We start from the raw sequence: 22438 nt of genomic DNA, 5'->3' as shown, positions 1-22438 counted from the left end.
TCTCACCTGTTCCTCTGGCCGCGCGCCAAGGCCCGGCCCATCTGCGCCGCGATCTGGCCCTGGCTGCGCTGAAAGCCCTGCACATCCGGCGTGGTCACATTCATCACCACCGTCACCGCCTGCCCGCCGCCCGCCATCTGCACGCCGAGCCGCCCATCGGCCCCCCGCGCCAAGGGCAGGATCGCTTCCGGCCCAGCCTCGCCCATCAGCCCGCGCCCGCCGCGCATCGGGAATTCCGTCGCCCCCGAGACGACGCCGCCCCGGGCGAAGGGCATCACCCGCCCGGCGGAGAAGGCCCCGCCCTCGGCGAAGGGCAGCGCGCCACTGAGCAGCGCGTTCATCCCCTGAGCGAGAACCCCGCCCACCGCGTTCTGCACCGGCTTCATCGCCACGGCATAGACCGTGTCCGCCATCGTCCGCGCCACGCCTTCCAGCGCGTCCGACAGCTTCATCCCGTCGAACACCAGCCCATCGAAGGCCCGCCGCAGCCCGTAGCCGATGCCGGTCGACAGCCGGTCCACCTCGCGCCCGGTGAAGACCATCTGCTCGCGCATCCGCGACAGCTCGCCCTCGAAGGCCTGCGCCACGCCCAAGGCGCCGCCGAGGCTCGCCTCCAGCGCCGCCACCTGATCCTCCAGCTCCTCAATCCTCGCCATCGCCCGTCCTCCTCGCATCGGGGAACGCGCGCGCCAGCTCGTCGAGCCGCGCGCGGGTCAGGGGGGCCACCGCATCGACCCCCAGCAGCATCCGCAACTCCACCGGGGTCAGCCGCCAGAACGCCTCGGGCGACAGCCGCAGCCCGGTCAGCCCGACCCGCATCAGCCCGGCCCAGTCGATCCCGCTCATTCTCCCCCTCTCATTCTCCGGGCACCGCAAAGGCCCGCGCCAGCATCTCCGCCGCCGCCCGCGCCGCCCCCACCGGCCCGCCGCCGATCTCCACCGTGCGCAGATCCGCCGCCGTCCCCTGCCAGCCCCCGCCGCGCAACCCCGCCACCAGAAGCGCCAGCACGTCGCGGGTGGAAAACCGCCCGCCCTCGAACCGCTCCACCAGATCGACCAGCGAGCCCGTCTCCAGCGCCGCCTCCAGCTCCGCCAGCGCGCCCAGCGTCAGCTTGCCGACATGGCGCTGGCCATCGAGCCAGATCGCCACCTCTCCCGCCCAGGGATTCGCCATCAGAGCGCCGTGAAGCTCAGCACGCCCGCCGAGGCCAGCGTCAGCTCATAGGTCGCCTCGCCGTTATGGCTCCCGGCGTAATCCACCGCCGTGATCATGAACGGCCCCTGCACCACGCCGAAACTCGGGATGATGACCTGGAAATCCGGCACCTCGCCGTCGAAGAAGATCTGCCGCGCCCGCTCGTCTGTGCCCGCATCGCGAAACACCCCCGAGCCCGAGATCGACGCCGATCTCACCCCCGCGCCGCCCAGCAGTTCGCGCCAGCCGCCCTGGCTTTCCAGCGAGGTGACATCGACCGCCTCCGCGTTGAAGCTGATCCGCGTGGCCCTGAGCCCCGCGATGGTCTCGAACTGCCCGTCCCCGGTCAGGTCCAGCTTGATCAACAAGTCCTTGCCGTTCTGCACAGCCATCTCGCTCTCCACTCCTGTTCAGTCCTCGACCCGCGCCCGGAAGGTCAGATCGATCCGTCGCACCGCGCCCGCATCGCGCCGCTTCGCCACCGCCCGCAGAAAGTGCAGCCCGACGAGCCGCCCCCGCCCGAGCGTCAGCGCGGCATCCACCAGCGCGTCCGACACCGCCGCCGCGACCGCCTTCGCCGCCAGAAACCCCTCGGCATCCGAGATCACGCTGACGACGAAGCGATGCTCCGCCCCGCCGCCGCTCTTGTCCGACTGGTCCGAAACCTCCTCCGGCCCGAGCAGCACATAGGTTCCGCTCCCGCCGCCCGGCGGGATCGCGTCATGGATCGGCACCCCCGCCAGAGCGCCCGTCCCCGCCAGCCGCTGATAGACCGCCGCCTGCAGCGCCGCCGCCACGCCATAGCTCATGCCGGACCCTCCTCGCGGGCAAAGCAGGTCAGGTAACGCCCGCCCGCATCGCGCTCCGACACGGCGAGGATGGCGAAGACCCTACCGCCCTCGCGGAACCTCTGCCCGGCCACCGGCCGCGACGGCGCGCCGAAGGGCGCCGCCCGCACCGTGATCCGGCAGGGCACCGAGGCCAGCGTCACCTCCTCGCCCGCCACGTCGCGCCCCGAGCCCGGCGCCACCTCGGCCCAGAGCGTGCCGAGCGCCACCCAGCTCTCGGCATGGCCCCCCGCGCCATCCGCCACCCGCACCGGCCGCTCCAGCACCAGCGCGCGGCCCAGCTCCACGCTCATGCCTGCCCCCCGCCCAGCACCCGCACCGTGCGCCAGCGCTCGATCAGCGTGACCACCGCGAAGGGCAGCCCGGCAGAGCGCATCCCGCCATCGCTGCGATGCTCGTAATACTCCGCCGCCAGCAGCAGCACCGCCTGCGCGAGGTCGGACGGCACCGCGCCCCAGGCAGCCCCGAACCCCGCCTCGAACACCACCTCGACCCGCCCGCCGCTCGGCACGGCGGGCAGCAGCATCCCCACCGGCAGCAGCCGCGGCCTGTGCATGTCCGGCGCCAGCCGCCAGCCACTCGCCGGAACCACCTGCGCTGCCCCCGCCGCATCGACCAGCGTCACCGACAGCACGGTGGAGACCGGGGCCACCGGCAGCGCCTGCCCGCTCTCGCTGCGCCAGCGCTCCAGCACCAGCTGGAACCGCCGCGCGATCAGCGCCTTGCCGATCCGCCCCTCGATCGCCGCCAGCGCGGCCCGCAGGTAGCTCTCCATCAGCCCGTCCTGCAGCCCGTCATCGGCAAAGCCCGTGCCGAGCCGCAAGTGATCCTTCAGCGCCTGCACCGGCAAGGCGGCGACAGGCGCCGTCGTCTGCTCGATCAACATCCTCACATCCCCGAAAAACCCTCCAAGGGTTCATGGGCGCGCACCCGCGTCGCTCGGACGGAGGGAAGCAGCTAGACGGCGCGAGGGCCCGGAGCCCCGATGCGCACCCATGCTCCCGGCCCGGTCAGGGCCGGATCATCGCGCCGCCGGTCAGGTCAGCGCGAACTTCAGCAGCTTGATCGCGGCAAAGTCGGTCACGTCGCCGCCCACCCGCTTGCTGGCATAGAACAGCACATGCGGCTTGGCCGAGAACGGGTCGCGCAGCACCCGCAGGTCGGGCCGCTCGGCGATGGTGTAGCCGCTGGCGAAATCGCCGAAGGCGATGGCGAAGGCGTTGGCCGCGATGTCGGGCATGTCCTCGCAGATCAGCACCGGATAGCCCATCAGCCGCGCCGGCTCCGCCGCCGCCAGCCCGTCCGACCACAGGAAGCGCCCGTCCGCGTCCTTCATCTTGCGCACCGCGCCCGCGGTCTTCGAGTTCATCACGAAGCTCGCATTGGCCCGGTAATCCGCCGACAGCGCGTAGACGAGGTTGATGATGCAATCCGCCGCATTGGTCGCGGGGAAATCCGCCGCCGCCCCGGTCGAAACATAGCCGATGCTACCCCAGTTCCAGGCGGCGTTCGCGACCCTCGGGTGCTGCAGGATGCCCTTCGGCTTGTCGACGCCGTCGCCGCTGATGAAGGCCGCCGACTCCGCCCGGATGAAGCGCGCGGCGATCTTGCCGGCCAGCCAGCCCTCCACGTCGAAAACCGAGTCGTCCAGCAGCCGCTGGCTGGCCTTCGGCATGGCCGACAGCTCGTGCAGCCTGATCGAGATCCGCTCGATGGTCGGCGTCGCGGTCTCGGCCTGCGCCGCCGCCTCCGTCGCCCAGCCCGAGCCGACCTCGCTGCGGTCGATCAGCACGTCGAAGCTCGAGGCCTCCACATGCACCACGCTCGCCACCGCGCGCAGCGACGAGGTCGACAGCAGCAGCGACCGGATGGTCTCCGCCGTCTGCGGATCGACCAGATAGCCGCCATCCGCCGCCACCGCGGTGCTCATCGCCTTGCCTTCCAGCACGAGGCCGCGCAGCGCATCGTCGTCGCCCGAGCGCAGATAGGCGTCGAAGGCCTTCACATGCGGCGCCTCGGTCTCGGCCGCCGCCGACAGCGCCGGGCGCCCGTAGCTCATGGTTCTCCGATCCAGCATGGTCAAACGCTCTTCCTGTTGTTGCAACACCAACTTCACCTCGTCCCGAAAGCCCTTGATCTCCTTCAGGAACCCGGTCACGGCAGTCTGCACCTCCGCCACCGGCGTCCGGGCCTCGGACATGCCTGTCCCGGCCCGAGTCCTCGTCTCGGTCATCCCGTCTTTCCCTTTCGTGAACCTGTCAGCCCTCGGCCAGCGCCCGGCGCGCATCCTCGAAGATCGTCGCCAGATCGCGCCAGTTCCAATCGGCCGGCGTCTCGGCCTTGGCCGCGACCCGCGCCTCCGCCAGCATCGGGAAGGTCACCAGCGACACCTCCCAAAGCTCCACCTCGGCCAGCACCCGGCTGCCCTTGGCATCGCGCTCCGCCCGGAGCGTGCGATAGCCGATCGACAGCCCGTCGATCGCCCCCGCCGCCAGCAGCGCCGCCGCCTCGCGGCCCCGCTCCACCTCGGTCACGATGCGCCCCTTGACGTAGAGCCCCGTGGCGTCCTCCCGCACCTCGTCCCAGACCCCGATCGGCTGGCCCGGATCATGCTGCCACAGCATCTTCACCCGCCGCCCCGCCGCAGCCAGCGCCGCCAGCGACCCGCCATAGGCCCCCGCCAGCACCACATCGCCGCCCTGGTCGCGCCTGCCGAAGATCGAGGCATAGCCCTCCACCTTCGAGCCCTCAGTCACCACCAGCCCCGCTTCGGGCCGGTGGAACTTCACCTCCGGCGCGCCGAACACGTCCCTCATCCCCATCGCCTCACCTCATCGCCGCCCTCAGCACAGCCTCCGCCCCCTGCGTCAGAAGGAAGGCGGCGACCCCGTAAACCCCCAGCCAGATGCGGCGCTCCAACCGCTCCAGCGTGCTCTCGATCTGGCCCAGCCGGTATTCCAGCGCGCTCCAGCGCTCCTCGGCGACGCGCTCGTTGGCGTCGATCCGGGCGCTGGCCACATCGAAACTGTCGTAGAGGAAGCGCGAGCCCCCGTTGCGCGGCTGGATCATTCGTCCTCCGCGATCCGCGGCAGGCCGAGCAGGGCCCGCTTCTCCGCCACCGTCAGGAAATCCGCCGTCCCGACCCGCATCCACTGCTGGTCGCGCTCCGCCGCCAGCGCCGGCACCTGATCGAGATCCGGCCGCAGCATCACCCGCTCGCCGCTGAACCCCGCCAGCCAGTGCGACACCGCTGCCGTGACCTTCGCCGCAAGCGGCAGCACCGTCAGCCGGTAGAAGGCCCGGTTCGCCTCCTGGTAATTGGCATAGGTCGCATCCCCCGGGATCCCCATCAGCATCGGCGGCACGCCGAAGGCGATGGCGATCTCCCGCGCCGCCGATTCCTTGGTCTTCTGGAACTCCATGTCCGAAGGCGAGAAGCCCATCGGCTTCCAGTCGAGCCCGCCTTCCAGCAGCATCGGCCGCCCGGCATTGCGCGCCCCCTGATGGTTCGCCTCGATCTCGCCCACCAGCCGGTCATACTGATCCGCGCTCAGCGAGGATTGCCCGTCCGCCCCCTTGTAGACGATCGCCCCCGAAGGCCGCGCCGCGTTGTCCAAGAGCGCCTTCGACCAGCGCGAGGCGCTGACATGCACATCCACCGCCACCGCCGCCGCCTGCATCGGCGAAAAGCCGTAGTGGTCGTCCTGCGGATGGAAGGTCTTGATATGGCAGATCGGCGCCACGCCGCCCGTCATGTCGAAGCGATGCTTCCGCGCCCCCACCGTATAGTCATAGGCCACCGGCCAGCCATCCGCCCCCGGCACCAGCGCCATCCGGTCCGAGCGCAGCACATGCAACTCCCCCGGCAGCGTGCCGAGCCCCGGCGCCGCCTCCAGATAGGCGTTGCCCGTCAGCAGAAGCTGCGCATAGACCGCCTCCAGCAGATCCGCCCGCCCCTGCACCGGGTTCGGCCGCTCCACCAGATCCAGCAGCGGATGCAGATCGAAGCGCCGCTCGCAATCCTGCAGCACCAGAGGCAGCGCCGCGGCCGCCTCCGAGATCAGCTTCACCGCCCGGAAGGCGATCGGATTGCCCAGAAACCCGGTCTTCGTCAGCGAGCCCACATCGCGCGGGCTCCAGACCACCCGACCAGAGCCCTGCCAGGCGATCATCGGCCCGGTGGCCGAGGTCTTCGTCTCGACCACCTCCGGCCCGCGCCGCCGCAGAAACCCCAACACCATGTCGCAACCCTCCTGATCCGTCCGGGCACGCGCCCTCAGCCCGCGCCCCGAAGGTCGCAGCGTCCTGTCTTCATCCTGGCAAGAAATCCCTCGCCGCTGGCTGCCCGCCCCCGGCGCGCCTTCAGAGCGTCCGCAGCCGCGGGTTCACCCAGGCGCGGCAGGGCTCGATCATCAGATCGGTCAGCGCCCAGACCAGCGCATCCACCCGGTCGGGCGAACCCTTGCCCTCGTAGCCCTGCAACGTCATCCGGCACATCTGCGCCTCGAGGCCCGCCAGCCCGCGCAGATGCCTGACCCGGCCCTGCTCGTAGAGCGCCGCCACCGGCTCGGCGCGGGCCACCTTTCCCCGCGTCGCATGCACGCCGCGATAGGGCACCAGCGGGTCGATCTGCCGGATCACCGATTCCACCAGATCGCCGCCCTGGTTGACCTCCGCCACCAGCCGCTCCGCCCCGTGCCGCCGGACCGCCGCCAGCGCCGCCCGGGCCCAGGCATCGGGCGAGGCCGCGGCGACCGAGGCATCCTCCAGCACCACCGCCCGCCAGTCCTGCGGCGGCCCCTCGGTGACGGCCCCCACCACGACGATCCCGCATTCGTCCGACCCGCCATGCCCGGTGACCGGCGGATCGACCGCCACCACCACCCGGCTCAGGCGCGGCGCCACGTCCAGCCGCAGCGCCTCCAGCCGCGCAGCCGTCCAGAGCGCGCCCTCGGCCTCCTCCAGCAGCACCCCGTCCAGCTCCTGCCGCCCGAGCCGCGTCCCCTCGTAGCGCGCCCGCACCTCCTCGAGGAAGGACGCGGCGAGGTAAGCCCGGTTCGCCTCGGTCGGGGCATGGGTCACCACGGTCGAGGGGTTCTTCAGGATCGCCTTCAGCACCCCTACATTGCGCGGCGTCGTCGTCACCACCTGCCGCGGATGCGTCCCCAGCCGCAGCGCGAACTGCAGCATGTCCCAGGCCTCCTCGGCCTTCTTCCACTTCGCCAGCTCGTCGGCCCAGGCCGCATCGAACTGCGGCCCCCGCAGGCTTTCCGGCTCATGGGCCGAGAAGACCTGCGCCGTGGCGCCGTTCGGCCAGACCAGCCGCCGCCGCCCCGCTTCCCACTCCGGGCGGCGGTCCGGCGGCGAGCAGGCGAGGATGCCGCTCTCGCCGAACACCATCACCTCGCGCACCTGATCGGCCGTCTCGCCCACCAACGCCACCCGCCGCGACCTGCCGGGGTCGAGCGGTGCGGAGCCCTCCACTTCGGCCCGCACCCACTCGGCCCCGGCCCGCGTCTTGCCCGCACCGCGCCCGCCCATGATCACCCAGCTCTTCCAGGCGCCCTCGGGGGGCAGCTGATGCGGCAGCGCCCAGAACTCGAACATCCACGGCAGGGCCAGCAGAGCATTGCCGCTCAGCCCTTCCAGAAACTCACTCACCCTCTCCGGCGTCGCGGAGGCGAGCCAGGCGGCGCCCGATCTCATCGCGTGCGGCGTCGAAGTCGAGCGCGCGGTCGGGACCGACGCCTCCGACCTGTCTACGGAGCTTTTCAACCCTCGCCCTTTCTTCCATGACCAGATGAAGCGCCGCCTTGAGGTCCTTCACCGCCTGCACGGCGGCCTTCACCTCGTCCATCCGGCCCGCGCGCAGCTCACGCCGCGCCCGCACCAAATCCTCCGCCGCTTCGCGAAACATGTCTTCCGTGGCCGCCAGAAGATCCACCGGCGGCCCGTCTCCCGAGGAGAACTCGATTGTCATACCTTGCTGCTTCCGCCTCTCATGCCTGTCCGCACGAGCGAAATGAAAAAGCGGCCCCGGGTTGCCCCGCGCCGCTCGCCCACTTCTTCTAGCATGCCCGAAGGTATAGATCAGACCGCCCGCAAAGTCAATCGAAAAACGCAGCGATGCCAATGGCTTACCGCGCGCAGGCTTAACCTTTTCTTAACTCAGTCGCTCTGCACCCCGACCGGCGGGGTCTGGCCGCGCTCCGCCTCGATCCGCCGCCAGGCGGCGACGTTGCGGTTGTGCTCCTCCAGCGTCCGGCCAAAGGCGTGACCGCCGCTGCCATCCGCCACGAAATACACATAGTCGGTGTCGGCCGGGTTCAGCGCCGCCTCGATGCTCAGCCGCCCCGGATTGGCGATCGGCGTCGGCGGCAGCCCGTCGATGACATAGGTGTTGTACTCGGTCCGCCGCCGCAGCTCGCTCTGCCGCAGCCCGCGTCCCAAAGCGCCCTCGCCCTTGGTGATGCCATAGATCACCGTCGGGTCGGTCTGCAGCCGCATCCCCTGCGCCAGACGGTTCACGAAGACCGAGGCCACCTGCGGCCGCTCCTCGGGAATGCCGGTCTCCTTCTCGACGATGCTCGCCATGATCAGCGCCTCTTCCGGCGTCTCGTAGGGCGCCTCGGGCGACCGCGTCTCCCAAAGCTCGGCCAGCACCCGACTCTGCCGCGCCGCCATCTCGGCCACGAGCGCCGCCCGGTCGCCGCCACGCGTCACCTCATAGCTGTCGGGCGCCAGCGTGCCCTCCGGCGGCACCTCGGCGATCTCGCCCTCGAGGAACTCGGCCCGCTTCAGGCTCTCCACCACCTGCCAGCTGGTCACGCCCTCGGCCAGCGTCACCCGCCAGCGCAGATCGTCCTCGCCGGCCAGCTCGGTATAGGCCGCCGGCGCTTCCGCCACCGCCGGGTCGAACTTCGCCACCTCGACGAAGCTGTTGGTCGCCGCATCCAGCTCGCGCAGGACGATCTCCGAGGTCAGCACGCCGATCCGGTAATTCACCTCGCGCCCGCAGGTCGATTGCCCGCCCGCCGTCAGGATATCCAGCACCTGCGACATCGAGGCCGCGGGCGGCACCAGATAGCTGCCGAACTTCAGCCCGGCGGCCTTGTCCGAATAATCCGCGCCGATGCGGAAGATCCGGGCATCAGACACCGCGCCCTGCTCTTCCAGCTTGCGGCTGACGGCCGAGAGCGAATCCCCCCGCTCCACCCGCACGCAGATCGCCTCGGTCAGCGGCCCCGGTCCCGAGAACCGCTCGCGCCCCAGCGCCAGAAGCCCGGCCGCCACCACCAGCAGCACGATGAACAGCGTCAGCGCGTTCGAGGCGACCGAGCGCCACATCAGCCCTGCACCTTGCCCAGAACGAGGCTCGCATTGGTGCCGCCGAAGCCGAAGGAGTTCGACAGCGCGATGTCGATCTTCCGCTTCACCGCCTTGTTGGGGGCGAGGTCGAGCTTGGTCTCCACCGCCGGGTTGTCGAGGTTGATGGTCGGCGGCGCCACCTGATCGCGGATCGCCAGCACGCAGAAGATCGCCTCGATCGCCCCGGCGGCGCCCAGAAGATGCCCGGTGCTCGACTTGGTCGAGGACATGGTGGCCCGCGACGCCGCCTCGCCCAAGAGCCGCTCCACGGCGGCGAGCTCGATCGTGTCGGCCATGGTCGACGTGCCATGCGCGTTGATGTAGTCGATCTGCGACGGCTCCACCCCGGCCCGCTTCAGGGCCATCGCCATGCTGCGATAGCCGCCGTCGCCATCCTCCGCCGGGGCGGTGATGTGATAGGCGTCGCCCGAGAGCCCGTAGCCCAGCACCTCGGCATAGATCTTGGCGCCGCGCGCCTTGGCGTGCTCGTATTCCTCCAGCACCACGCAGCCCGCGCCCTCGCCCATGACGAAACCATCGCGATCCGCGTCATAGGGCCGCGAGGCGGTCTCGGGCGCGTCGCCGCGCTTGGTCGAGAGCGCCTTGCAGGCGTTGAACCCGGCGATGCCGATCTCCGAGATCGGGCTTTCGGCCCCGCCCGCCACCATCACATCGGCGTCGCCCCACTGGATCAGCCGCGCCGCATCGCCGATGGCATGCGCCCCGGTCGAACAGGCGGTGACGACCGCATGGTTCGGCCCCTTGAAGCCGAAGCGGATCGAGACCTGCCCGGCCACGAGGTTGATCAGCGCCGAGGGGATGAAGAAGGGCGAGACCCGCTTCGGCCCCTTTTCCTTGATCAGCACCGCCGTGTCGGCGATGGCCGACAGCCCGCCGATGCCGGAGCCGATCATCACCCCGGTGCGGCAACGGTCTTCCTCGTCCGTGGGCATCCAGCCTGAATCCTGCACCGCCTGCACCGCGGCGCACATGCCGTAGAGGATGAAGTCGTCGACCTTGCGCTGGTCCTTCGGCTCCATCCACTGATCGGCATTGAAGGTGCCGTCGCTGCCGTCGCCCAGCGGGATCTCGCAGGCATAGCGGGTCACGACATTGGTCGTGTCGAACCGCTTGATCATCCCGGCGCCCGATTGCCCGGCGATCAGCCGCGACCAGGTCTCCTCGACCCCGCAGGCCAGCGGCGTAACCATTCCCAGACCCGTGACAACCACTCGACGCATCCGACTTCTCCTCTTCAACCCCCTCTGGGGCTTCGCAATCCCGGGTGATACACGCCCCACCTGCCCTCCGCAACACGACGCCACGCCGCGCTGCGGCGTCACTGGAAGCACCGCGCTGCGGCAGCCCGGGCGTGCCGCCCTCGGGGGCATCGAGCCCCCTCCTGCGGCTTTGGCGCTGGCAGCCGGCGTTCGGCCTGCCTCCGAAGCACGTTCCGCGGGGCCGGCGGCGACGTTCCGCGGGGAGTATTTCGGCAAAGAAGAAACCGCGACGCCCGCCGGGCGGCCTGTCCTCCGCCCCGCTGCCGAGACTTCCGTCGCGGCGCGGGAAAGGCAAGCCCGAAACGCCGGGGCGGGCGGGATGCCGCAAAAGAAAACGGGCGCCCCTGAGGACGCCCGTCGTCTAGAACCGTGGCCCGATGGGATCAGGCGGCTTCCGTGATGAACTTCACCGCGTCGCCGAAGGTCTGGATGGTCTCGGCGGCGTCATCCGGGATCTCGATCCCGAACTCTTCTTCGAAGGCCATCACAAGCTCGACCGTATCAAGGCTGTCGGCGCCGAGATCGTCGATGAACGAGGCGTTCTCGGTCACCTTGTCCTCTTCGACGCCCAGATGCTCGACGACGATCTTCTTAACGCGATCAGCGATGTCGCTCATGTCACTTCCTCATTCGTTGCGGGAGGCTTCCCGGTCGTTGTCCTTGCCCCGTAAGGCGGCTGGTCCCGACAACACGTCGGGGGGCCGGAGGCGGCTGCCTCCGGGGTCTTCGAACGCGCCTATAGCAAGGGCGTGTGCGCAAGGCAAACGCTTTCCCGCGCCATGTCGTCCGCGTCTCGCGCGGCCATCAGAGCATGGCCATGCCGCCGTTCACATGCAAGGTCTGGCCGGTCACATAGGCGGCCTCGAGGCTCGCCAGATAGAGCACCGCCGCGGCCACCTCTCCGGGCGCGCCCATGCGCCCGGCCGGCACCTGCGCGAGGATCCGCGCCTTCTGCTCGTCGTTCAGCTTGTCGGTCATCGCCGTGGTGATGAACCCCGGGGCCACGCAGTTCACCGTGATGCCGCGGCTCGCCACCTCGGCGGCGAGGCTCTTCGACAGGCCGACGACCCCGGCCTTGGAGGCGGCGTAATTCGCCTGGCCGGGGTTGCCCGTGGCGCCGACGATCGAGGTGATGTTGACGATCCGGCCCCAGCGCGCCTTCATCATGCCGCGCAGCACGCCGCGGCAGAGCCGGAAGGTCGAGCTCATGTTCACGGCGATCACCGTGTCCCAGTCGGCGTCGCTCATCCGCATCATCAGCTGGTCGCGGGTGATGCCGGCATTGTTCACCAGGATATCGAGCGACCCCATCGCCTCGGCCGCAGCCTTGGGCAGCGCCTCGACCGAGGCCGCGTCCGACAGGTCGCAGGCCAGCACATGCGCCCGCCCGCCCAGCTCGGCGGCCAGCGCCTCGAGCGGCTCGGTCCGGGTGCCGGACAGCGCCACCGTCGCGCCCGCGGCATGGAGCGCGCGGGCGATGTCGCCGCCGATGCCGCCCGATGCGCCGGTGACCAGCGCGGATTTTCCCGTCAGATCGAACATGGTCTCTATCTCCATCTCAGGTTTCGCGCCGTTTAGCAGCGAAGCCCCCCACGCGCTACCCGTTGCGCATGCCCTGCCTCTGCTGGGACTGCGACGGCGGGGCCGCGCCCGGCCCGGGCTTTCCGCTTGACCTTCGCCGCCCGAATGGCAAAACACCGCCATGGCCACGGCATCCCTCACCATCGACCTCGACGCCATCGCCGCCAACTGGCGCGCGCTGGACCGCATGACCGCCGCCGGCGCCCAGACGGGCGCCGTGGTGAAAGCCGACTGCTACGGCCTCGGCGCCGCCCGCGTCGCCCGGGCCCTGGCCCAGGCCGGGGCGCGGCGCTTCTTCGTCGCCGTCGCCGAGGAGGCCGCCGCCGTGCGCCAGGCGCTCGGCCCCGGGCCGCAGATCTCGGTCTTCTCCGGCCACATGGCCGGCGACGCCGAGCTGATCCGCGGCCTCGACCTGACGCCGATGCTGAACTCGATCGACCAGATCACCCGGCATCTGGAGGCCCTGCCCGGCCATCCCTTCGGCATCCAGCTCGACACCGGGATGAACCGGCTCGGCATGGAGGCCGGCGAATGGGAGGCGGTGGCCGAGGTGGTGCTCGCCGCCGGGCCCGAGCTGCTGATGAGCCATCTGGCCTGCGCCGACGAGCCGGACCACCCGATGAACGCGGCGCAGCTGGCCGAATTCCACGCCATGACCGACGGCATCGGCGTGCCGCGCTCGCTTTCGGCCACCGGCGGGATCCTCCTGGGCGAGGCCTATCACTTCGACCTGACCCGCCCCGGCATCGGCCTCTACGGCGGCCTGCCCTTCGAGCAGGCGCGCCGCGTCGTCACCCTGTCGCTGCCGGTCGTGCAGCTGCGCGAGGTCTCGCTGGGCGAGACGGTGGGCTACGCCAACAGCTGGACCGCCGAGGGGCCGACGGTGGTGGCCACAGTCTCCGGCGGCTATGCCGACGGGCTGCCGCGCAGCCTGTCGAACAACGCGGTGTTCTGGGACGGCAACGTGCCCTGCCCGCTGATCGGCCGGGTCTCGATGGACCTGATCACCGTCGATGTCAGCCACCTGCCCGAGATGCCCGAGACCTTGGACCTGATCGGCCCGCACCAGTCGCCCGACGATCTGGCCGAAGCCGCCGGCACCATCGGTTACGAGATCCTCACCAGCCTCGGCGCCCGCTACACCAGACGCTACACGGGCAGCGGCGCGTGAGCCTGCTCCGCCCGGTTGCCGCGCTCGGCCGCGCGACCCTCGGCGCGCTGGCCTCCATCGGTCGCATCGCCCTCTTCGCCGGGGCGGTGATCGGCCACCTGTTCCGCCCGCCCTTCTACCCGCGCGAGGTGCTGCACGCGCTGATGCAGATCGGCTGGTTCAGCCTGCCCGTGGTCGGCATGACCGCGCTCTTCACCGGCGGCGCGCTGGCGTTGCAGATCTACTCCGGCGGCGCGCGCTTTTCCGCCGAGGCCGTCGTGCCCTCCATCGTCGCCATCGGCATGGTGCGCGAGCTTGGCCCCGTGCTGGGCGGCCTGATGGTCGCCGCCCGCGTCGCCTCCTCCATCGCGGCCGAGATCGGCACCATGAAGGTGACCGAACAGATCGACGCGCTCGTGACCCTTTCGACCAACCCGCTGAAATATCTCGCCGTGCCGCGCGTGCTGGCCGCCACCCTCGCCGTGCCGGTGCTGGTCGCGGTGGGCGACGCCATCGGCATCGCCGGCGGCTGGCTGGTCGGCGTCTACCGGCTCGATTTCAACTCCACGACTTACCTCAAGAACACCGTCGATTTCCTTGAATTCTGGGATGTCGGCTCGGGTCTGGTGAAGGGCGCGGCCTTCGGCTTCATCGTGGCGCTGATGGGCTGCTACCATGGCATGAACTCGGGCCGCGGCGCGCAGGGCGTGGGCCGGGCGACCAAGACCGCCGTGGTCTCGGCCTCGGTGCTGATCTTTGCCGCCAACTACCTGCTGACGGAGATCTTCTTCACCTCATGATCGAGCTTGTCGGCGTCCACAAATCCTTCGGATCGAACGAGGTGCTGCGCGGCATCGACCTCAGGGTCGAAAGCGGCACCAGCATGGTGATCATCGGCGGCTCGGGCACCGGCAAGTCGGTGCTCCTGAAATGCGTGCTCGGCCTCGTGCATCCCGACAGGGGCCGCATCCTGCTCGACAACGAGGATGTCGAGACCGCCGAGCGCGATGCCTTCCTCGCCCGCTTCGGCATGCTGTTTCAGGGCGGCGCGCTGTTCGATTCGATGCCTGTCTGGGAAAACGTCGCCTTCCGCCTGCTGCGCGGCGCCACCAAGCGCCCCAAGGACGAGGCCCGCGCCATCGCCATCGACAAGCTGCGCCGTGTCGGCCTCGGGCCCCAGGTGGCCGACCAGTTCCCGGCCGAGCTCTCGGGCGGCATGCAGAAGCGCGTCAGCCTCGCCCGCGCCATCGCCGCCGACCCCGAGATCATCTTCTTCGACGAACCCACCACCGGGCTCGACCCGATCATGTCCGGCGTCATCAACGACCTGATCCGCGAGATCGTGACCGAGATGGGCGCCACCGCCATGACCATCACCCATGACATGACGAGCGTCCGCGCCATCGCCGACAACGTGGCGATGCTGCACCGGGGCAAGATCCGCTGGTGCGGTCCGGTCTCGGAAATGGATGCGACGCTGGACCCTTACGTGCAACAGTTCATCCACGGCCGCGCCGAGGGCCCGATCGAGGCGCTGCGCTGATGGCCCCCCGGCCCGCCCGCGCGCCCCGCGCCGGAGCCCGAGCCCGAGCCGACCGATGACCCGCCTGCTGCGCCTCGTAAACCTCTCGCTGCTCCTGCTGTTTCCCTTGGCGTGGTTCGCCCCCCTGATGCGCGCCGGCATGCTGCCGCTGTTCGGCCTGTCGGAAATCTCGGTGCTCTCGGGCCTGCAGGCGCTCTGGCAGACCGATGTCTTCCTCGCGCTGCTCGTCACCTTCTGCGCGCTCTTCGCGCCCTACCTGAAAACCATCGGCCTCGCCCTGCTGCACTTCGGCCTGCTCTCGCCGAAGGCCCTGCCGGCGCTGCACCTCCTCGGCAAGCTCGCCATGGCCGACATCTTCCTGATCGCGCTCTACATCGTCGTGCTGAAGGGCATCGGCCTCGCCACAGTCGAGACCGCTTGGGGCCTCTATCTCTTCACCGCCTGCATCCTCGCCTCGCTTGCAATTTCTCTCCTCCACTCCGCAGGGTGGGGTTCCACCCCACCCGCCACTCCCTAATATTCCCTTAATACCGCAGCGATAATCTTTTTATGTCAGTCCCTTGCCCAGATTTTCACGCGTGAAAATCGGCACCCCGCAATTCCCGCCACCTCCTGAACCCGCCGCTTGCACCCGCCCCTTCAACCGGGCATGAAGGCCGCATGGCAAAATCCTCCCCCGTCTTCACCTGCTCGGCCTGTGGCGCGGTCCACAAGAAATGGGCCGGGCGCTGCGACGCCTGCGGGGCCTGGAACACCATCGTCGAAGAAGCCCCGCTCTCCACGGGCCCGAAATCCCTCGGCCTGAAGGGCCGTCTCCTCCCCCTCACCGACCTTGCGACGCAAGAGGCCGAACCGCCCCGCGCCGGCTCCGGCATGGAGGAGCTCGACCGCGTCCTCGGCGGCGGCCTCGTCCCCGCCTCGGCGATCCTCGTCGGCGGCGACCCCGGCATCGGCAAGTCGACCCTCCTGCTGCAGGCCGCCGCCAGCTTCGCCCGCCGCGGCGTGAAATGCCTCTACATCTCCGGCGAGGAAGCCGCCGCCCAGGTCCGCATGCGCGCCCAACGCCTCGGCCTCACCGACGCCCCGGTCGCCCTCGGCGCCGAAACCAACCTGCGCGACATCCTGACGACGCTCGACGCCGAGCGCCCCGGCCTCGCCATCATCGATTCGATCCAGACCATGTGGCTCGACACCGTCGACTCTGCCCCCGGCTCGGTCTCCCAGGTCCGCGCCGCGGCGCATGAGCTCGTCACCTTCGCCAAGCGGCGCGGCGTGGCGGTGATCCTCGTCGGCCATGTCACCAAGGACGGCCAGATCGCCGGCCCCCGCGTGGTCGAGCACATGGTCGACACCGTGCTCTATTTCGAGGGCGAGCGCGGCCACCAGTTCCGCATCCTGCGCGCGGTGAAGAACCGCTTCGGCCCCGCCGACGAGATCGGCGTCTTCGAGATGACCGGCGCCGGGCTGCAGCAGGTCGCCAACCCCTCGGCGCTGTTCCTCTCGGACCGCGACACCCCGGCCCCCGGCTCGGCGGTCTTCGCCGGGATCGAGGGCACCCGCCCCGTCCTCACCGAGATCCAGGCGCTGGTCGCCCCATCGAACCTCGGCACACCGCGCCGGACGGTGGTCGGGCTCGACTCTGGCCGGCTTTCCACCATCCTCGCCGTGCTCGAGGCGCGCTGCGGCATCCCCTTTGCCGGGCTCGACGTCTTTCTCAACGTGGCCGGCGGTATGCGGGTCTCGGAGCCCGCGGCCGATCTCGCCGTGGCGGCCGCGCTGGTTTCCGCCCGCGAAGATGTTGCAATTCCGCCCGACATGGTGCTTTTCGGCGAAATCAGCCTCTCCGGCGCGTTGCGCCCGGTGACGCAGACCGAAAACAGGTTGAAAGAGGCGTCGAAACTTGGTTTTTCACAGGCAGTTGCGCCGTCCCGGTCGAAGCTTGGACAGGGTGAGGGGATGCGGGTGCGACAGATGCCCGATCTCGCGGCGTTCGTGGGCGAAATGTTCGGGGCAGGCTGATCCCCCGGGGAGCACGTAATGGAAGGCTTTACCATCATCGACGCCGTAGTGGCGGTGGTCATCGTCCTGTCGGCAATCCTCGCCTATTCCCGCGGGGTGGTGCGCGAGATCATGGCGATCGCCGGATGGGTCGGGGCGGCGGTCATCGCCTTCCTGTTCGCGGCGGCCGCGCAACCGCTGATCAAGGAATTGCCGGTGATCGGCGAATTCCTCAGCGACAGCTGCGAGCTGTCGATCATCGCCGCTTTCGCCGCGGTCTTCGCGCTGGGGCTGGTGGTGATGTCGCTGTTCACCCCGCTGTTCTCCTCGGTGATCCAGCGCTCGGCGCTCGGAGGCGTCGATCAGGGGCTCGGCTTCCTGTTCGGGGTGCTGCGCGGCATTCTTCTGGTCGCAGTGGCCTTCATCGTCTATGATCGCGCCATGGGCACCGAGCGGGTTCCGGTCGTCGACAACTCGCGCTCGGCCAATGTGTTCGCCTCGTTCCAGTCCGGCATCAACGACAACATCCCCTCCGATGCCCCCGGTTGGATCGTGGCGCGGTACGAGCAACTGGTGAGCAGCTGCGCCGCTCCGGCGACGCCGGTTCCGGCAACGACCGCCCCGGCGGCGCCCGCGGCCCCGGCGAACTGAAAGTAACCGCTTTGTGCCCGTGACACTCGGGTGACAACTCACTACATGAGGGGTCAACCCCCCTCGGATTCGGAGCCCGGACAGCATGCGTCCTTTCCTGAGCCATCCCTTCGACGATGACAAACTGAAGGAGGAGTGTGGCGTGTTCGGCGTGATCGGCGTGACCGATGCGGCGAACTTCACGGCGCTCGGGCTGCACGCCCTGCAACACCGCGGTCAGGAGGCGGGCGGCATCGTCGCCTACCATCCCGACCACGGCTTCAACTCGGCCCGGCGCTTCGGCTATGTCCGCGACAACTTCACCAATGCCGCGGTGATGGACACCCTGCCCGGCCAGCTGGCCATCGGCCATGTGCGCTACTCCACCGCCGGCTCGAAGGGCGCCACCGCTATCCGCGACGTGCAGCCCTTCTTCGGCGAATTCGCCATGGGCGGCGCCGCCATCGCCCATAACGGCAACCTGACCAATGCCGCTGCGCTGCGGCGCGAGCTGATCGAGCGCGGCTCGATCTTCCAGTCCTCCTCGGACAGCGAATGCATCATTCACCTGATGGCGCGCTCGATCCAGAAGAACATCCCCGAGCGGATGAAGGACGCGCTGCGCCGGGTCGAGGGCGCCTTCTCGGTGGTCGCCATGACCCGCAGCAAGCTGATCGGCGTGCGCGACCCTCTGGGCGTGCGGCCGCTGGTGCTGGGCAAGGTCGGCGACGGCTGGGCGCTGGCCTCGGAAACCTGCGCGCTCGACATCATCGGCGCCGAATTCGTGCGCGAGATCAACCCCGGCGAGATGGTGGTGATCGACGAGAAGGGGCTCGAGAGCTTCCACCCCTTCGAGCGCAAGACCTCGCGCTTCTGCATCTTCGAACACGTCTACTTCTCGCGCCCCGACAGCATCCTCGGCGGCCGCTCGGTCTACGAGACCCGCCGGCAGATCGGTGTGGAGCTGGCGCGCGAGGCCCCGGTCGAGGCCGACCTCGTCTGCCCGGTGCCCGACAGCGGCACCCCGGCGGCGATCGGCTTCAGCCAGGAAAGCGGCATCCCCTACGCCATGGGGATCATCCGCAACCAATACATGGGCCGGACCTTCATCGAGCCGACCGAGAGCATCCGCAACATGGGCGTCCGGCTGAAGCTGAACGTCAACCGGGCGCTGATCAAGGGCAAGCGGGTGATCCTCGTCGACGACTCGGTGGTGCGCGGCACCACCAGCCGCAAGATCAAGGACATGATCCTCGAGGCCGGCGCCGCCGAGGTGCACTTCCGCATCGCCAGCCCGCCGACCGCCTGGCCCTGCTTCTACGGGGTGGACACGCCGGAACGCTCGAAACTCCTGGCCGCCAACATGTCGGAAGACGAGATGCGCGACTGGATCGGAGTCGACTCGCTGCGCTTCATCTCGCTCGACGGGCTCTACCGCGCCGCGGGCGAGGCGGAAGGCCGCAATGACAAGCAGCCGCAATATTGCGATGCCTGTTTCTCGGGCCAGTATCCGGTGGCCCCCTCGGACAAGATCGAACAGGGCTTCGAGATGAAGGCGGCCGAGTAGCCGCCCCTCCCGCGCCGCGCAGAAAGTGATCCTATGAGTACCCTTCCCACCCCCCGCATCGCTCTCGTCACCGGAGCCTCGCGCGGCCTCGGCATGGCCATCGCCGAAGAACTGGCCGAACAGGGCTGGCATGTCGTCGCCGTCGCCCGCACCGTCGGCGGGCTGGAGGATCTGGACGACCGCATCAAGGCCCGCCGCCCGGGCTCGGAGCTGGCGACGCTGGCCCCGATGGACATCACCAATGACGACGCGATGCGCCACCTCTGCCGCTCGATCTTCGACCGCTGGGGCGCACTGCATCTCTGGGTGCATGCCGCGATCCATGCAGCGCCGCTGACCCCCGCCGGGCATCTCGACGCGAAGGACTGGGACAAGTCGCTCGCCATCAACCTGCGCGCCACCGGCATGCTGATCCCGATGGTGGAGCCGCTGCTGCGCGCCGGCAAGGGCACGGCGCTGTTCCTCGACGACCCGCGCGGCGGCGCGCCGTTCTTCGGGGCCTATGGCGCGACCAAGGCCGGACAGATCGCGCTCGCCCGCAGCTGGCAGGAAGAGACCAAGAAGATCGGCCCGCGCGTGCTGATCGAGACGCCCTGCCCGCTGCCCACAGCCACCCGCGCCCGCTTCTTCCCCGGCGAGGACCGCGAGGCCCTGGGCGATCTGCATGCCGAGGCGACGCGGATCGTCGCGACCCTGGGCGACAGCGCCTGATCCTGCCGGGGTCAGGGGGGCTGTCTGCCCCCCTCGCCGCTGCGCGGCTCACCCCCCGAGGATATTTTCCGACAGAAAATGATCAGGTGAGCCGGGCCGGGAAGCCCTCGGCGCGCAGGTCGGTCTGCAGCGCGTCTTCCAGCAGCTTGACGATCTGCGTGCTTTGCGCCTGACCGCCATAAGCCTCGCGGCCCTTGAGGAAGGTTTCCTCGGTCAGGGCGACGAGATCGAGCGGCACGCCGAACTCGCGGCCGAACTCCATCGCGAAGCCGAGATCCTTCAACGCCAGATCCATCGAGAAGGCGATGTCGTAGCTGCCGTTCAGGATCAGCTGGCCCTCGGTCTCATGGACGAAGGAGCTGCCGGAGGAAGCGGCGATCGCCTGCCAGGCGGTCTTGAGATCGAGCCCGCCGCGCTTGGCCAGCATCAGGGCCTCGCCATCGGCCACCAGATGCACGAAGGCCAGCATGTTGGTGATCACCTTGATCACCGCCGCCGAGCCGAGCGGGCCCATGTGGAAGATCTTGTCGCCGATGCTCTCCAGCGCCGGCAGATGCCGGTCGTAGAGATCGCGGTCGCCGCCGACCAGCACGGTGATCTTGCCCTTGGCGGCCAGATGCACCCCGCCGGTCACCGGCGCCTCCATCAGCCGCACGCCATGCTCGGTCGCCAGCGCCCCGAGCCGCAGGATGTCGTCACGCCCGAGGGTGGAGCTTTCGATCCAGGTGGCGCCGGGTTTCAGCACCGGCAGCATCTGGCGCAGCACGGATTCGGAAACGGCGGGGGATGGCAGGCAGGTGAAGACGTGATCGACCTCTGCCGCTAGCGCCGCCGGGCTCTCGGCCCAGCGGGCGCCCATCGCCAGATGCCGCTCGGCCAGGCCCTTGTCGAGATCGTGCACCGTCACGGCGAACCCGTCGCGCAGCAGGCTCATCGCCAGAGCGCCACCGAGGTTGCCCAGTCCGATATATCCGTAGCGCATCATGCCTCGCCATATCCGACGAGGGCCTTGACCTCGCAGAAATCCGCGATGCCCCAATCGGCATATTCCCGTCCGTTGCCGGATTGCTTGTAGCCGCCGAAGGGGGCGAAGGTATCCCAGTCGGGGCCGTTCAGACTGACCTGCCCGGCGCGCAGGCGGCGGCCGACGGCGCGCGCCTCCTCCAGCGGGCCCTGAACATAGGCGGCGAGGCCGTAGACCGTGTCATTGGCCATCTCCACCGCCTCGTCCACCGTGTCATAGGGCAGGATCGCCAGCACCGGGCCGAAGATCTCCTCCCGGGCAATGGTCATCGTGTTGGTCACGTCGCCGAAGACGGTGGGCCGCACGAACCAGCCGCGGTTCAGCCCCTGCGGCCGCCCGGTGCCGCCGGTAACGAGCGTCGCGCCCTCGTCGATGCCCTTCTGGATCAGGCCTTGGATCTTGTCGAACTGCGCCTTGGAGATCACCGGGCCGTTGGTCGTCGCCGGGTCCTTCGGATCGCCGGGCACGGTGGCCTCGGCGGCCTCCCTGGCGATGGCCAGCGCCTCCTCCTGCCGGTCGCGCGGCACGAACATCCGGGTCGGCGCGTCGCAGCTCTGGCCGGAGTTGCCGAAGCAGCCCTCGACGCCGCTGGTCACCGCCAGCTGCAGGTCGGCGCCGGGCAAGATGATGTTGGCCGATTTGCCGCCCAGCTCCTGCGCCACCCGCTTCACCGTCGGCGCGGCATTGGTGGCCACCTGGATGCCGGCGCGGGTCGAGCCGGTGAAGCTGACCATGTCGACCTCGGGATGCGAGGCGAGCCGCGCCCCCACCACCGGGCCGGTGCCGTTCACCAGGTTGAAGACGCCGGCGGGCACCCCGGCCTCATGGCAGATCTCGGCGAAGAGCAGGCCGGAAAGCGGCGCGATCTCCGAGGGTTTCAGCACCATGGTGCAGCCCGCGACCAGCGCCGGGGCGACCTTGCAGGCGATCTGGTTCATCGGCCAGTTCCACGGCGTGATCAGCCCGCAGACGCCGATGCCCTCGTGGAGGATGCGGGTGCTGGCCCGGCTGTATTCCCAGCGGAAGTCCTTCGCCGCCTTGATGGTGCTCTCGATATGCACCTGCCCGGCCCAGGCTTGCGCGCCGCGGGCCCATTCGGTCGGTGCGCCCATCTCGAGGCTCATCGCCTCCGCGAACTCCTCGTAGCGGGCGTTGTAGGCAGCCAGCAGACGCTCGACCAGCGCGATGCGCTCGGCCACCGGCCAGAGGCTGTAGGCCGGGAAGGCGGCGCGGGCGGCCATGATCGCCCAGTCGGCATCGGCGATGGACCCCAGCGCGATCTCGGCGACGATCTCTTCGGTGGCCGGGTTCTCCACGCCCATCTTCGTGGCCGAGGACGACGGCGTCACCCATTCGCCGTTGATGTAGAACTCGGAAACATGCTGTGAGATCATCGTCCAGTCACCTGAAATGGATGTTGAAAGCGGCGCGGATCGCCGCGTCGATCTGAGCGTCCACCTGACACCCGGCCTTGTCAAGGATGGCATTCTTGCGGGCGATGGCACGGTCGAGCAGCAGCGGGCGCCCGGCCTCCCCCCCATTC

At 69.6% G+C, this 22438-nt stretch carries 27 protein-coding genes; 8 read left to right on the top strand and 19 right to left on the bottom strand.

Going from position 1 to position 22438, the window contains the following annotated elements:
- Window positions 1–2 precede the first annotated feature (2 nt).
- The 17 genes from C5F48_RS04175 to fabG all read right to left on the bottom strand — a co-directional run bounded on the left by C5F48_RS04175 (window position 3) and on the right by fabG (window position 12233).
- Window positions 3–656, bottom strand: coding sequence for an RcGTA-type gene transfer agent tail tape measure protein (locus C5F48_RS04175; RefSeq protein ID WP_107662649.1), 654 nt, complete (start codon window positions 654–656; stop codon window positions 3–5).
- Complete coding sequence (locus tag C5F48_RS04170; protein WP_107662648.1) at window positions 643–846, bottom strand: rcc01693 family protein; 204 nt, start codon at window positions 844–846, stop codon at window positions 643–645. The genes C5F48_RS04175 and C5F48_RS04170 overlap by 14 nt, the downstream gene beginning before the upstream one ends.
- 10 nt (window positions 847–856) lie before the next feature.
- Window positions 857–1174, bottom strand: a complete 318-nt coding sequence (locus tag C5F48_RS04165) for a gene transfer agent family protein (protein WP_107662647.1) — start codon at window positions 1172–1174, stop codon at window positions 857–859.
- The gene (locus tag C5F48_RS04160) at window positions 1174–1587 is read right to left on the bottom strand and encodes a phage major tail protein, TP901-1 family (protein WP_107662646.1); all 414 of its coding nucleotides are present in this window, start codon (window positions 1585–1587) and stop codon (window positions 1174–1176) included. The genes C5F48_RS04165 and C5F48_RS04160 overlap by 1 nt, the downstream gene beginning before the upstream one ends.
- Before the next feature lie 18 nt (window positions 1588–1605).
- Window positions 1606–2004 carry a DUF3168 domain-containing protein gene (locus C5F48_RS04155; RefSeq protein ID WP_107662645.1) on the bottom strand — a complete coding sequence of 133 codons (399 nt, stop codon included), beginning with the start codon at window positions 2002–2004 and terminating at the stop codon, window positions 1606–1608.
- Window positions 2001–2336 (bottom strand): head-tail adaptor protein, encoded by a 336-nt coding sequence (locus C5F48_RS04150; protein ID WP_107662644.1) that lies wholly within the window; start codon window positions 2334–2336, stop codon window positions 2001–2003. Before C5F48_RS04150 ends, C5F48_RS04155 begins: the two co-directional genes overlap by 4 nt.
- Entirely contained in the window at window positions 2333–2929 is a 597-nt protein-coding gene (locus C5F48_RS04145; RefSeq protein WP_107662643.1) for a head-tail connector protein, read from the bottom strand. Before C5F48_RS04145 ends, C5F48_RS04150 begins: the two co-directional genes overlap by 4 nt.
- 150 nt (window positions 2930–3079) lie before the next feature.
- On the bottom strand, window positions 3080–4276 hold the full coding sequence (locus tag C5F48_RS04140) for a phage major capsid protein (protein ID WP_107662642.1): 1197 nt from the start codon (window positions 4274–4276) through the stop codon (window positions 3080–3082).
- Between the two features lie 25 nt (window positions 4277–4301).
- Window positions 4302–4865, bottom strand: a complete 564-nt coding sequence (locus tag C5F48_RS04135) for an HK97 family phage prohead protease (RefSeq protein ID WP_107662641.1) — start codon at window positions 4863–4865, stop codon at window positions 4302–4304.
- 4 nt (window positions 4866–4869) lie between these two features.
- Complete coding sequence (locus C5F48_RS04130; RefSeq protein WP_107662640.1) at window positions 4870–5112, bottom strand: GTA head formation protein, RCAP_rcc01685 family; 243 nt, start codon at window positions 5110–5112, stop codon at window positions 4870–4872.
- On the bottom strand, window positions 5109–6284 hold the full coding sequence (locus tag C5F48_RS04125) for a phage portal protein (RefSeq protein WP_107662639.1): 1176 nt from the start codon (window positions 6282–6284) through the stop codon (window positions 5109–5111). The genes C5F48_RS04130 and C5F48_RS04125 overlap by 4 nt, the downstream gene beginning before the upstream one ends.
- Window positions 6285–6405: 121 nt before the next feature.
- Window positions 6406–7749, bottom strand: coding sequence for a DNA-packaging protein (locus C5F48_RS04120; RefSeq protein ID WP_170139555.1), 1344 nt, complete (start codon window positions 7747–7749; stop codon window positions 6406–6408).
- Entirely contained in the window at window positions 7697–8023 is a 327-nt protein-coding gene (locus C5F48_RS04115) for a hypothetical protein (RefSeq protein ID WP_107662637.1), read from the bottom strand. The genes C5F48_RS04120 and C5F48_RS04115 overlap by 53 nt, the downstream gene beginning before the upstream one ends.
- Before the next feature lie 188 nt (window positions 8024–8211).
- A complete protein-coding gene (gene mltG, locus C5F48_RS04110; protein WP_107662636.1) occupies window positions 8212–9390 on the bottom strand; it encodes an endolytic transglycosylase MltG in 1179 nt (392 codons plus the stop codon).
- A complete protein-coding gene (gene fabF / locus C5F48_RS04105) occupies window positions 9390–10652 on the bottom strand; it encodes a beta-ketoacyl-ACP synthase II (protein WP_107662635.1) in 1263 nt (420 codons plus the stop codon). The genes mltG and fabF overlap by 1 nt, the downstream gene beginning before the upstream one ends.
- Window positions 10653–11074: 422 nt before the next feature.
- Window positions 11075–11308 (bottom strand): acyl carrier protein, encoded by a 234-nt coding sequence (locus C5F48_RS04100; RefSeq protein WP_107662634.1) that lies wholly within the window; start codon window positions 11306–11308, stop codon window positions 11075–11077.
- 187 nt (window positions 11309–11495) lie between these two features.
- Window positions 11496–12233: a 3-oxoacyl-[acyl-carrier-protein] reductase gene (gene fabG, locus C5F48_RS04095; protein ID WP_107662685.1), complete on the bottom strand. Its 738-nt coding sequence runs from the start codon at window positions 12231–12233 to the stop codon at window positions 11496–11498.
- A 160-nt stretch (window positions 12234–12393) separates the two neighbouring features.
- Here fabG and alr point away from each other — a divergent pair, with 160 nt between their 5' ends.
- The 8 genes from alr (at window position 12394) to C5F48_RS04055 (ending at window position 19871) form a co-directional block, all read left to right on the top strand.
- Complete coding sequence (gene alr / locus C5F48_RS04090; RefSeq protein ID WP_107662633.1) at window positions 12394–13443, top strand: alanine racemase; 1050 nt, start codon at window positions 12394–12396, stop codon at window positions 13441–13443.
- Between the two features lie 2 nt (window positions 13444–13445).
- On the top strand, window positions 13446–14222 hold the full coding sequence (locus C5F48_RS04085; protein ID WP_373454326.1) for an MlaE family ABC transporter permease: 777 nt from the start codon (window positions 13446–13448) through the stop codon (window positions 14220–14222).
- Entirely contained in the window at window positions 14219–14965 is a 747-nt protein-coding gene (locus C5F48_RS04080; RefSeq protein ID WP_107662631.1) for an ABC transporter ATP-binding protein, read from the top strand. Before C5F48_RS04085 ends, C5F48_RS04080 begins: the two co-directional genes overlap by 4 nt.
- Window positions 14966–15029: 64 nt before the next feature.
- Complete coding sequence (locus C5F48_RS04075; protein WP_107662684.1) at window positions 15030–15482, top strand: paraquat-inducible protein A; 453 nt, start codon at window positions 15030–15032, stop codon at window positions 15480–15482.
- Window positions 15483–15625: 143 nt separating this feature from the next.
- Window positions 15626–16984, top strand: coding sequence for a DNA repair protein RadA (radA, locus tag C5F48_RS04070; RefSeq protein ID WP_107662630.1), 1359 nt, complete (start codon window positions 15626–15628; stop codon window positions 16982–16984).
- 18 nt (window positions 16985–17002) lie between these two features.
- Window positions 17003–17614 (top strand): CvpA family protein, encoded by a 612-nt coding sequence (locus C5F48_RS04065; RefSeq protein WP_107662629.1) that lies wholly within the window; start codon window positions 17003–17005, stop codon window positions 17612–17614.
- Window positions 17615–17699: 85 nt separating this feature from the next.
- On the top strand, window positions 17700–19160 hold the full coding sequence (purF, locus tag C5F48_RS04060; protein ID WP_107662628.1) for an amidophosphoribosyltransferase: 1461 nt from the start codon (window positions 17700–17702) through the stop codon (window positions 19158–19160).
- 33 nt (window positions 19161–19193) lie between these two features.
- Complete coding sequence (locus tag C5F48_RS04055; RefSeq protein WP_107662627.1) at window positions 19194–19871, top strand: SDR family NAD(P)-dependent oxidoreductase; 678 nt, start codon at window positions 19194–19196, stop codon at window positions 19869–19871.
- A gap of 82 nt (window positions 19872–19953) precedes the next feature.
- Here the strand turns inward: C5F48_RS04055 and C5F48_RS04050 are convergent, their stop codons facing one another.
- Both C5F48_RS04050 and C5F48_RS04045 read right to left on the bottom strand, forming a co-directional pair.
- Window positions 19954–20856: an NAD(P)-dependent oxidoreductase gene (locus C5F48_RS04050; RefSeq protein WP_245941285.1), complete on the bottom strand. Its 903-nt coding sequence runs from the start codon at window positions 20854–20856 to the stop codon at window positions 19954–19956.
- A complete protein-coding gene (locus C5F48_RS04045; RefSeq protein ID WP_107662626.1) occupies window positions 20853–22289 on the bottom strand; it encodes an aldehyde dehydrogenase family protein in 1437 nt (478 codons plus the stop codon). The genes C5F48_RS04050 and C5F48_RS04045 overlap by 4 nt, the downstream gene beginning before the upstream one ends.
- Window positions 22290–22438 lie beyond the last annotated feature (149 nt).

The sequence above is a fragment of the Cereibacter changlensis JA139 genome, assembly GCF_003034985.1.
Lineage (GTDB): Bacteria > Pseudomonadota > Alphaproteobacteria > Rhodobacterales > Rhodobacteraceae > Cereibacter > Cereibacter changlensis.
Note: the sequence above shows the minus strand (reverse complement) of the source record. Positions and strands in the feature narration are given on the sequence as shown.

Coding starts and splice junctions, on each gene's coding strand:
- C5F48_RS04100 (WP_107662634.1), bottom strand. CDS start 11,308: ATGAGCGACATCGCTGATCGCGTTAAGAAGATCGTCGTCGAGCATCTG.
- C5F48_RS04155 (WP_107662645.1), bottom strand. CDS start 2,004: ATGAGCTATGGCGTGGCGGCGGCGCTGCAGGCGGCGGTCTATCAGCGG.
- C5F48_RS04160 (WP_107662646.1), bottom strand. CDS start 1,587: ATGGCTGTGCAGAACGGCAAGGACTTGTTGATCAAGCTGGACCTGACC.
- C5F48_RS04055 (WP_107662627.1), top strand. CDS start 19,194: ATGAGTACCCTTCCCACCCCCCGCATCGCTCTCGTCACCGGAGCCTCG.
- alr (WP_107662633.1), top strand. CDS start 12,394: ATGGCCACGGCATCCCTCACCATCGACCTCGACGCCATCGCCGCCAAC.
- C5F48_RS04150 (WP_107662644.1), bottom strand. CDS start 2,336: ATGAGCGTGGAGCTGGGCCGCGCGCTGGTGCTGGAGCGGCCGGTGCGG.
- C5F48_RS04080 (WP_107662631.1), top strand. CDS start 14,219: ATGATCGAGCTTGTCGGCGTCCACAAATCCTTCGGATCGAACGAGGTG.
- C5F48_RS04065 (WP_107662629.1), top strand. CDS start 17,003: ATGGAAGGCTTTACCATCATCGACGCCGTAGTGGCGGTGGTCATCGTC.
- purF (WP_107662628.1), top strand. CDS start 17,700: ATGCGTCCTTTCCTGAGCCATCCCTTCGACGATGACAAACTGAAGGAG.
- C5F48_RS04145 (WP_107662643.1), bottom strand. CDS start 2,929: ATGTTGATCGAGCAGACGACGGCGCCTGTCGCCGCCTTGCCGGTGCAG.
- C5F48_RS04115 (WP_107662637.1), bottom strand. CDS start 8,023: ATGACAATCGAGTTCTCCTCGGGAGACGGGCCGCCGGTGGATCTTCTG.
- C5F48_RS04050 (WP_245941285.1), bottom strand. CDS start 20,856: ATGATGCGCTACGGATATATCGGACTGGGCAACCTCGGTGGCGCTCTG.
- C5F48_RS04165 (WP_107662647.1), bottom strand. CDS start 1,174: ATGGCGAATCCCTGGGCGGGAGAGGTGGCGATCTGGCTCGATGGCCAG.
- mltG (WP_107662636.1), bottom strand. CDS start 9,390: ATGTGGCGCTCGGTCGCCTCGAACGCGCTGACGCTGTTCATCGTGCTG.
- fabG (WP_107662685.1), bottom strand. CDS start 12,233: ATGTTCGATCTGACGGGAAAATCCGCGCTGGTCACCGGCGCATCGGGC.
- C5F48_RS04045 (WP_107662626.1), bottom strand. CDS start 22,289: ATGATCTCACAGCATGTTTCCGAGTTCTACATCAACGGCGAATGGGTG.
- C5F48_RS04130 (WP_107662640.1), bottom strand. CDS start 5,112: ATGATCCAGCCGCGCAACGGGGGCTCGCGCTTCCTCTACGACAGTTTC.
- radA (WP_107662630.1), top strand. CDS start 15,626: ATGGCAAAATCCTCCCCCGTCTTCACCTGCTCGGCCTGTGGCGCGGTC.
- C5F48_RS04170 (WP_107662648.1), bottom strand. CDS start 846: ATGAGCGGGATCGACTGGGCCGGGCTGATGCGGGTCGGGCTGACCGGG.
- C5F48_RS04175 (WP_107662649.1), bottom strand. CDS start 656: ATGGCGAGGATTGAGGAGCTGGAGGATCAGGTGGCGGCGCTGGAGGCG.
- C5F48_RS04135 (WP_107662641.1), bottom strand. CDS start 4,865: ATGGGGATGAGGGACGTGTTCGGCGCGCCGGAGGTGAAGTTCCACCGG.
- C5F48_RS04120 (WP_170139555.1), bottom strand. CDS start 7,749: ATGAGATCGGGCGCCGCCTGGCTCGCCTCCGCGACGCCGGAGAGGGTG.
- C5F48_RS04140 (WP_107662642.1), bottom strand. CDS start 4,276: ATGACCGAGACGAGGACTCGGGCCGGGACAGGCATGTCCGAGGCCCGG.
- C5F48_RS04125 (WP_107662639.1), bottom strand. CDS start 6,284: ATGGTGTTGGGGTTTCTGCGGCGGCGCGGGCCGGAGGTGGTCGAGACG.
- fabF (WP_107662635.1), bottom strand. CDS start 10,652: ATGCGTCGAGTGGTTGTCACGGGTCTGGGAATGGTTACGCCGCTGGCC.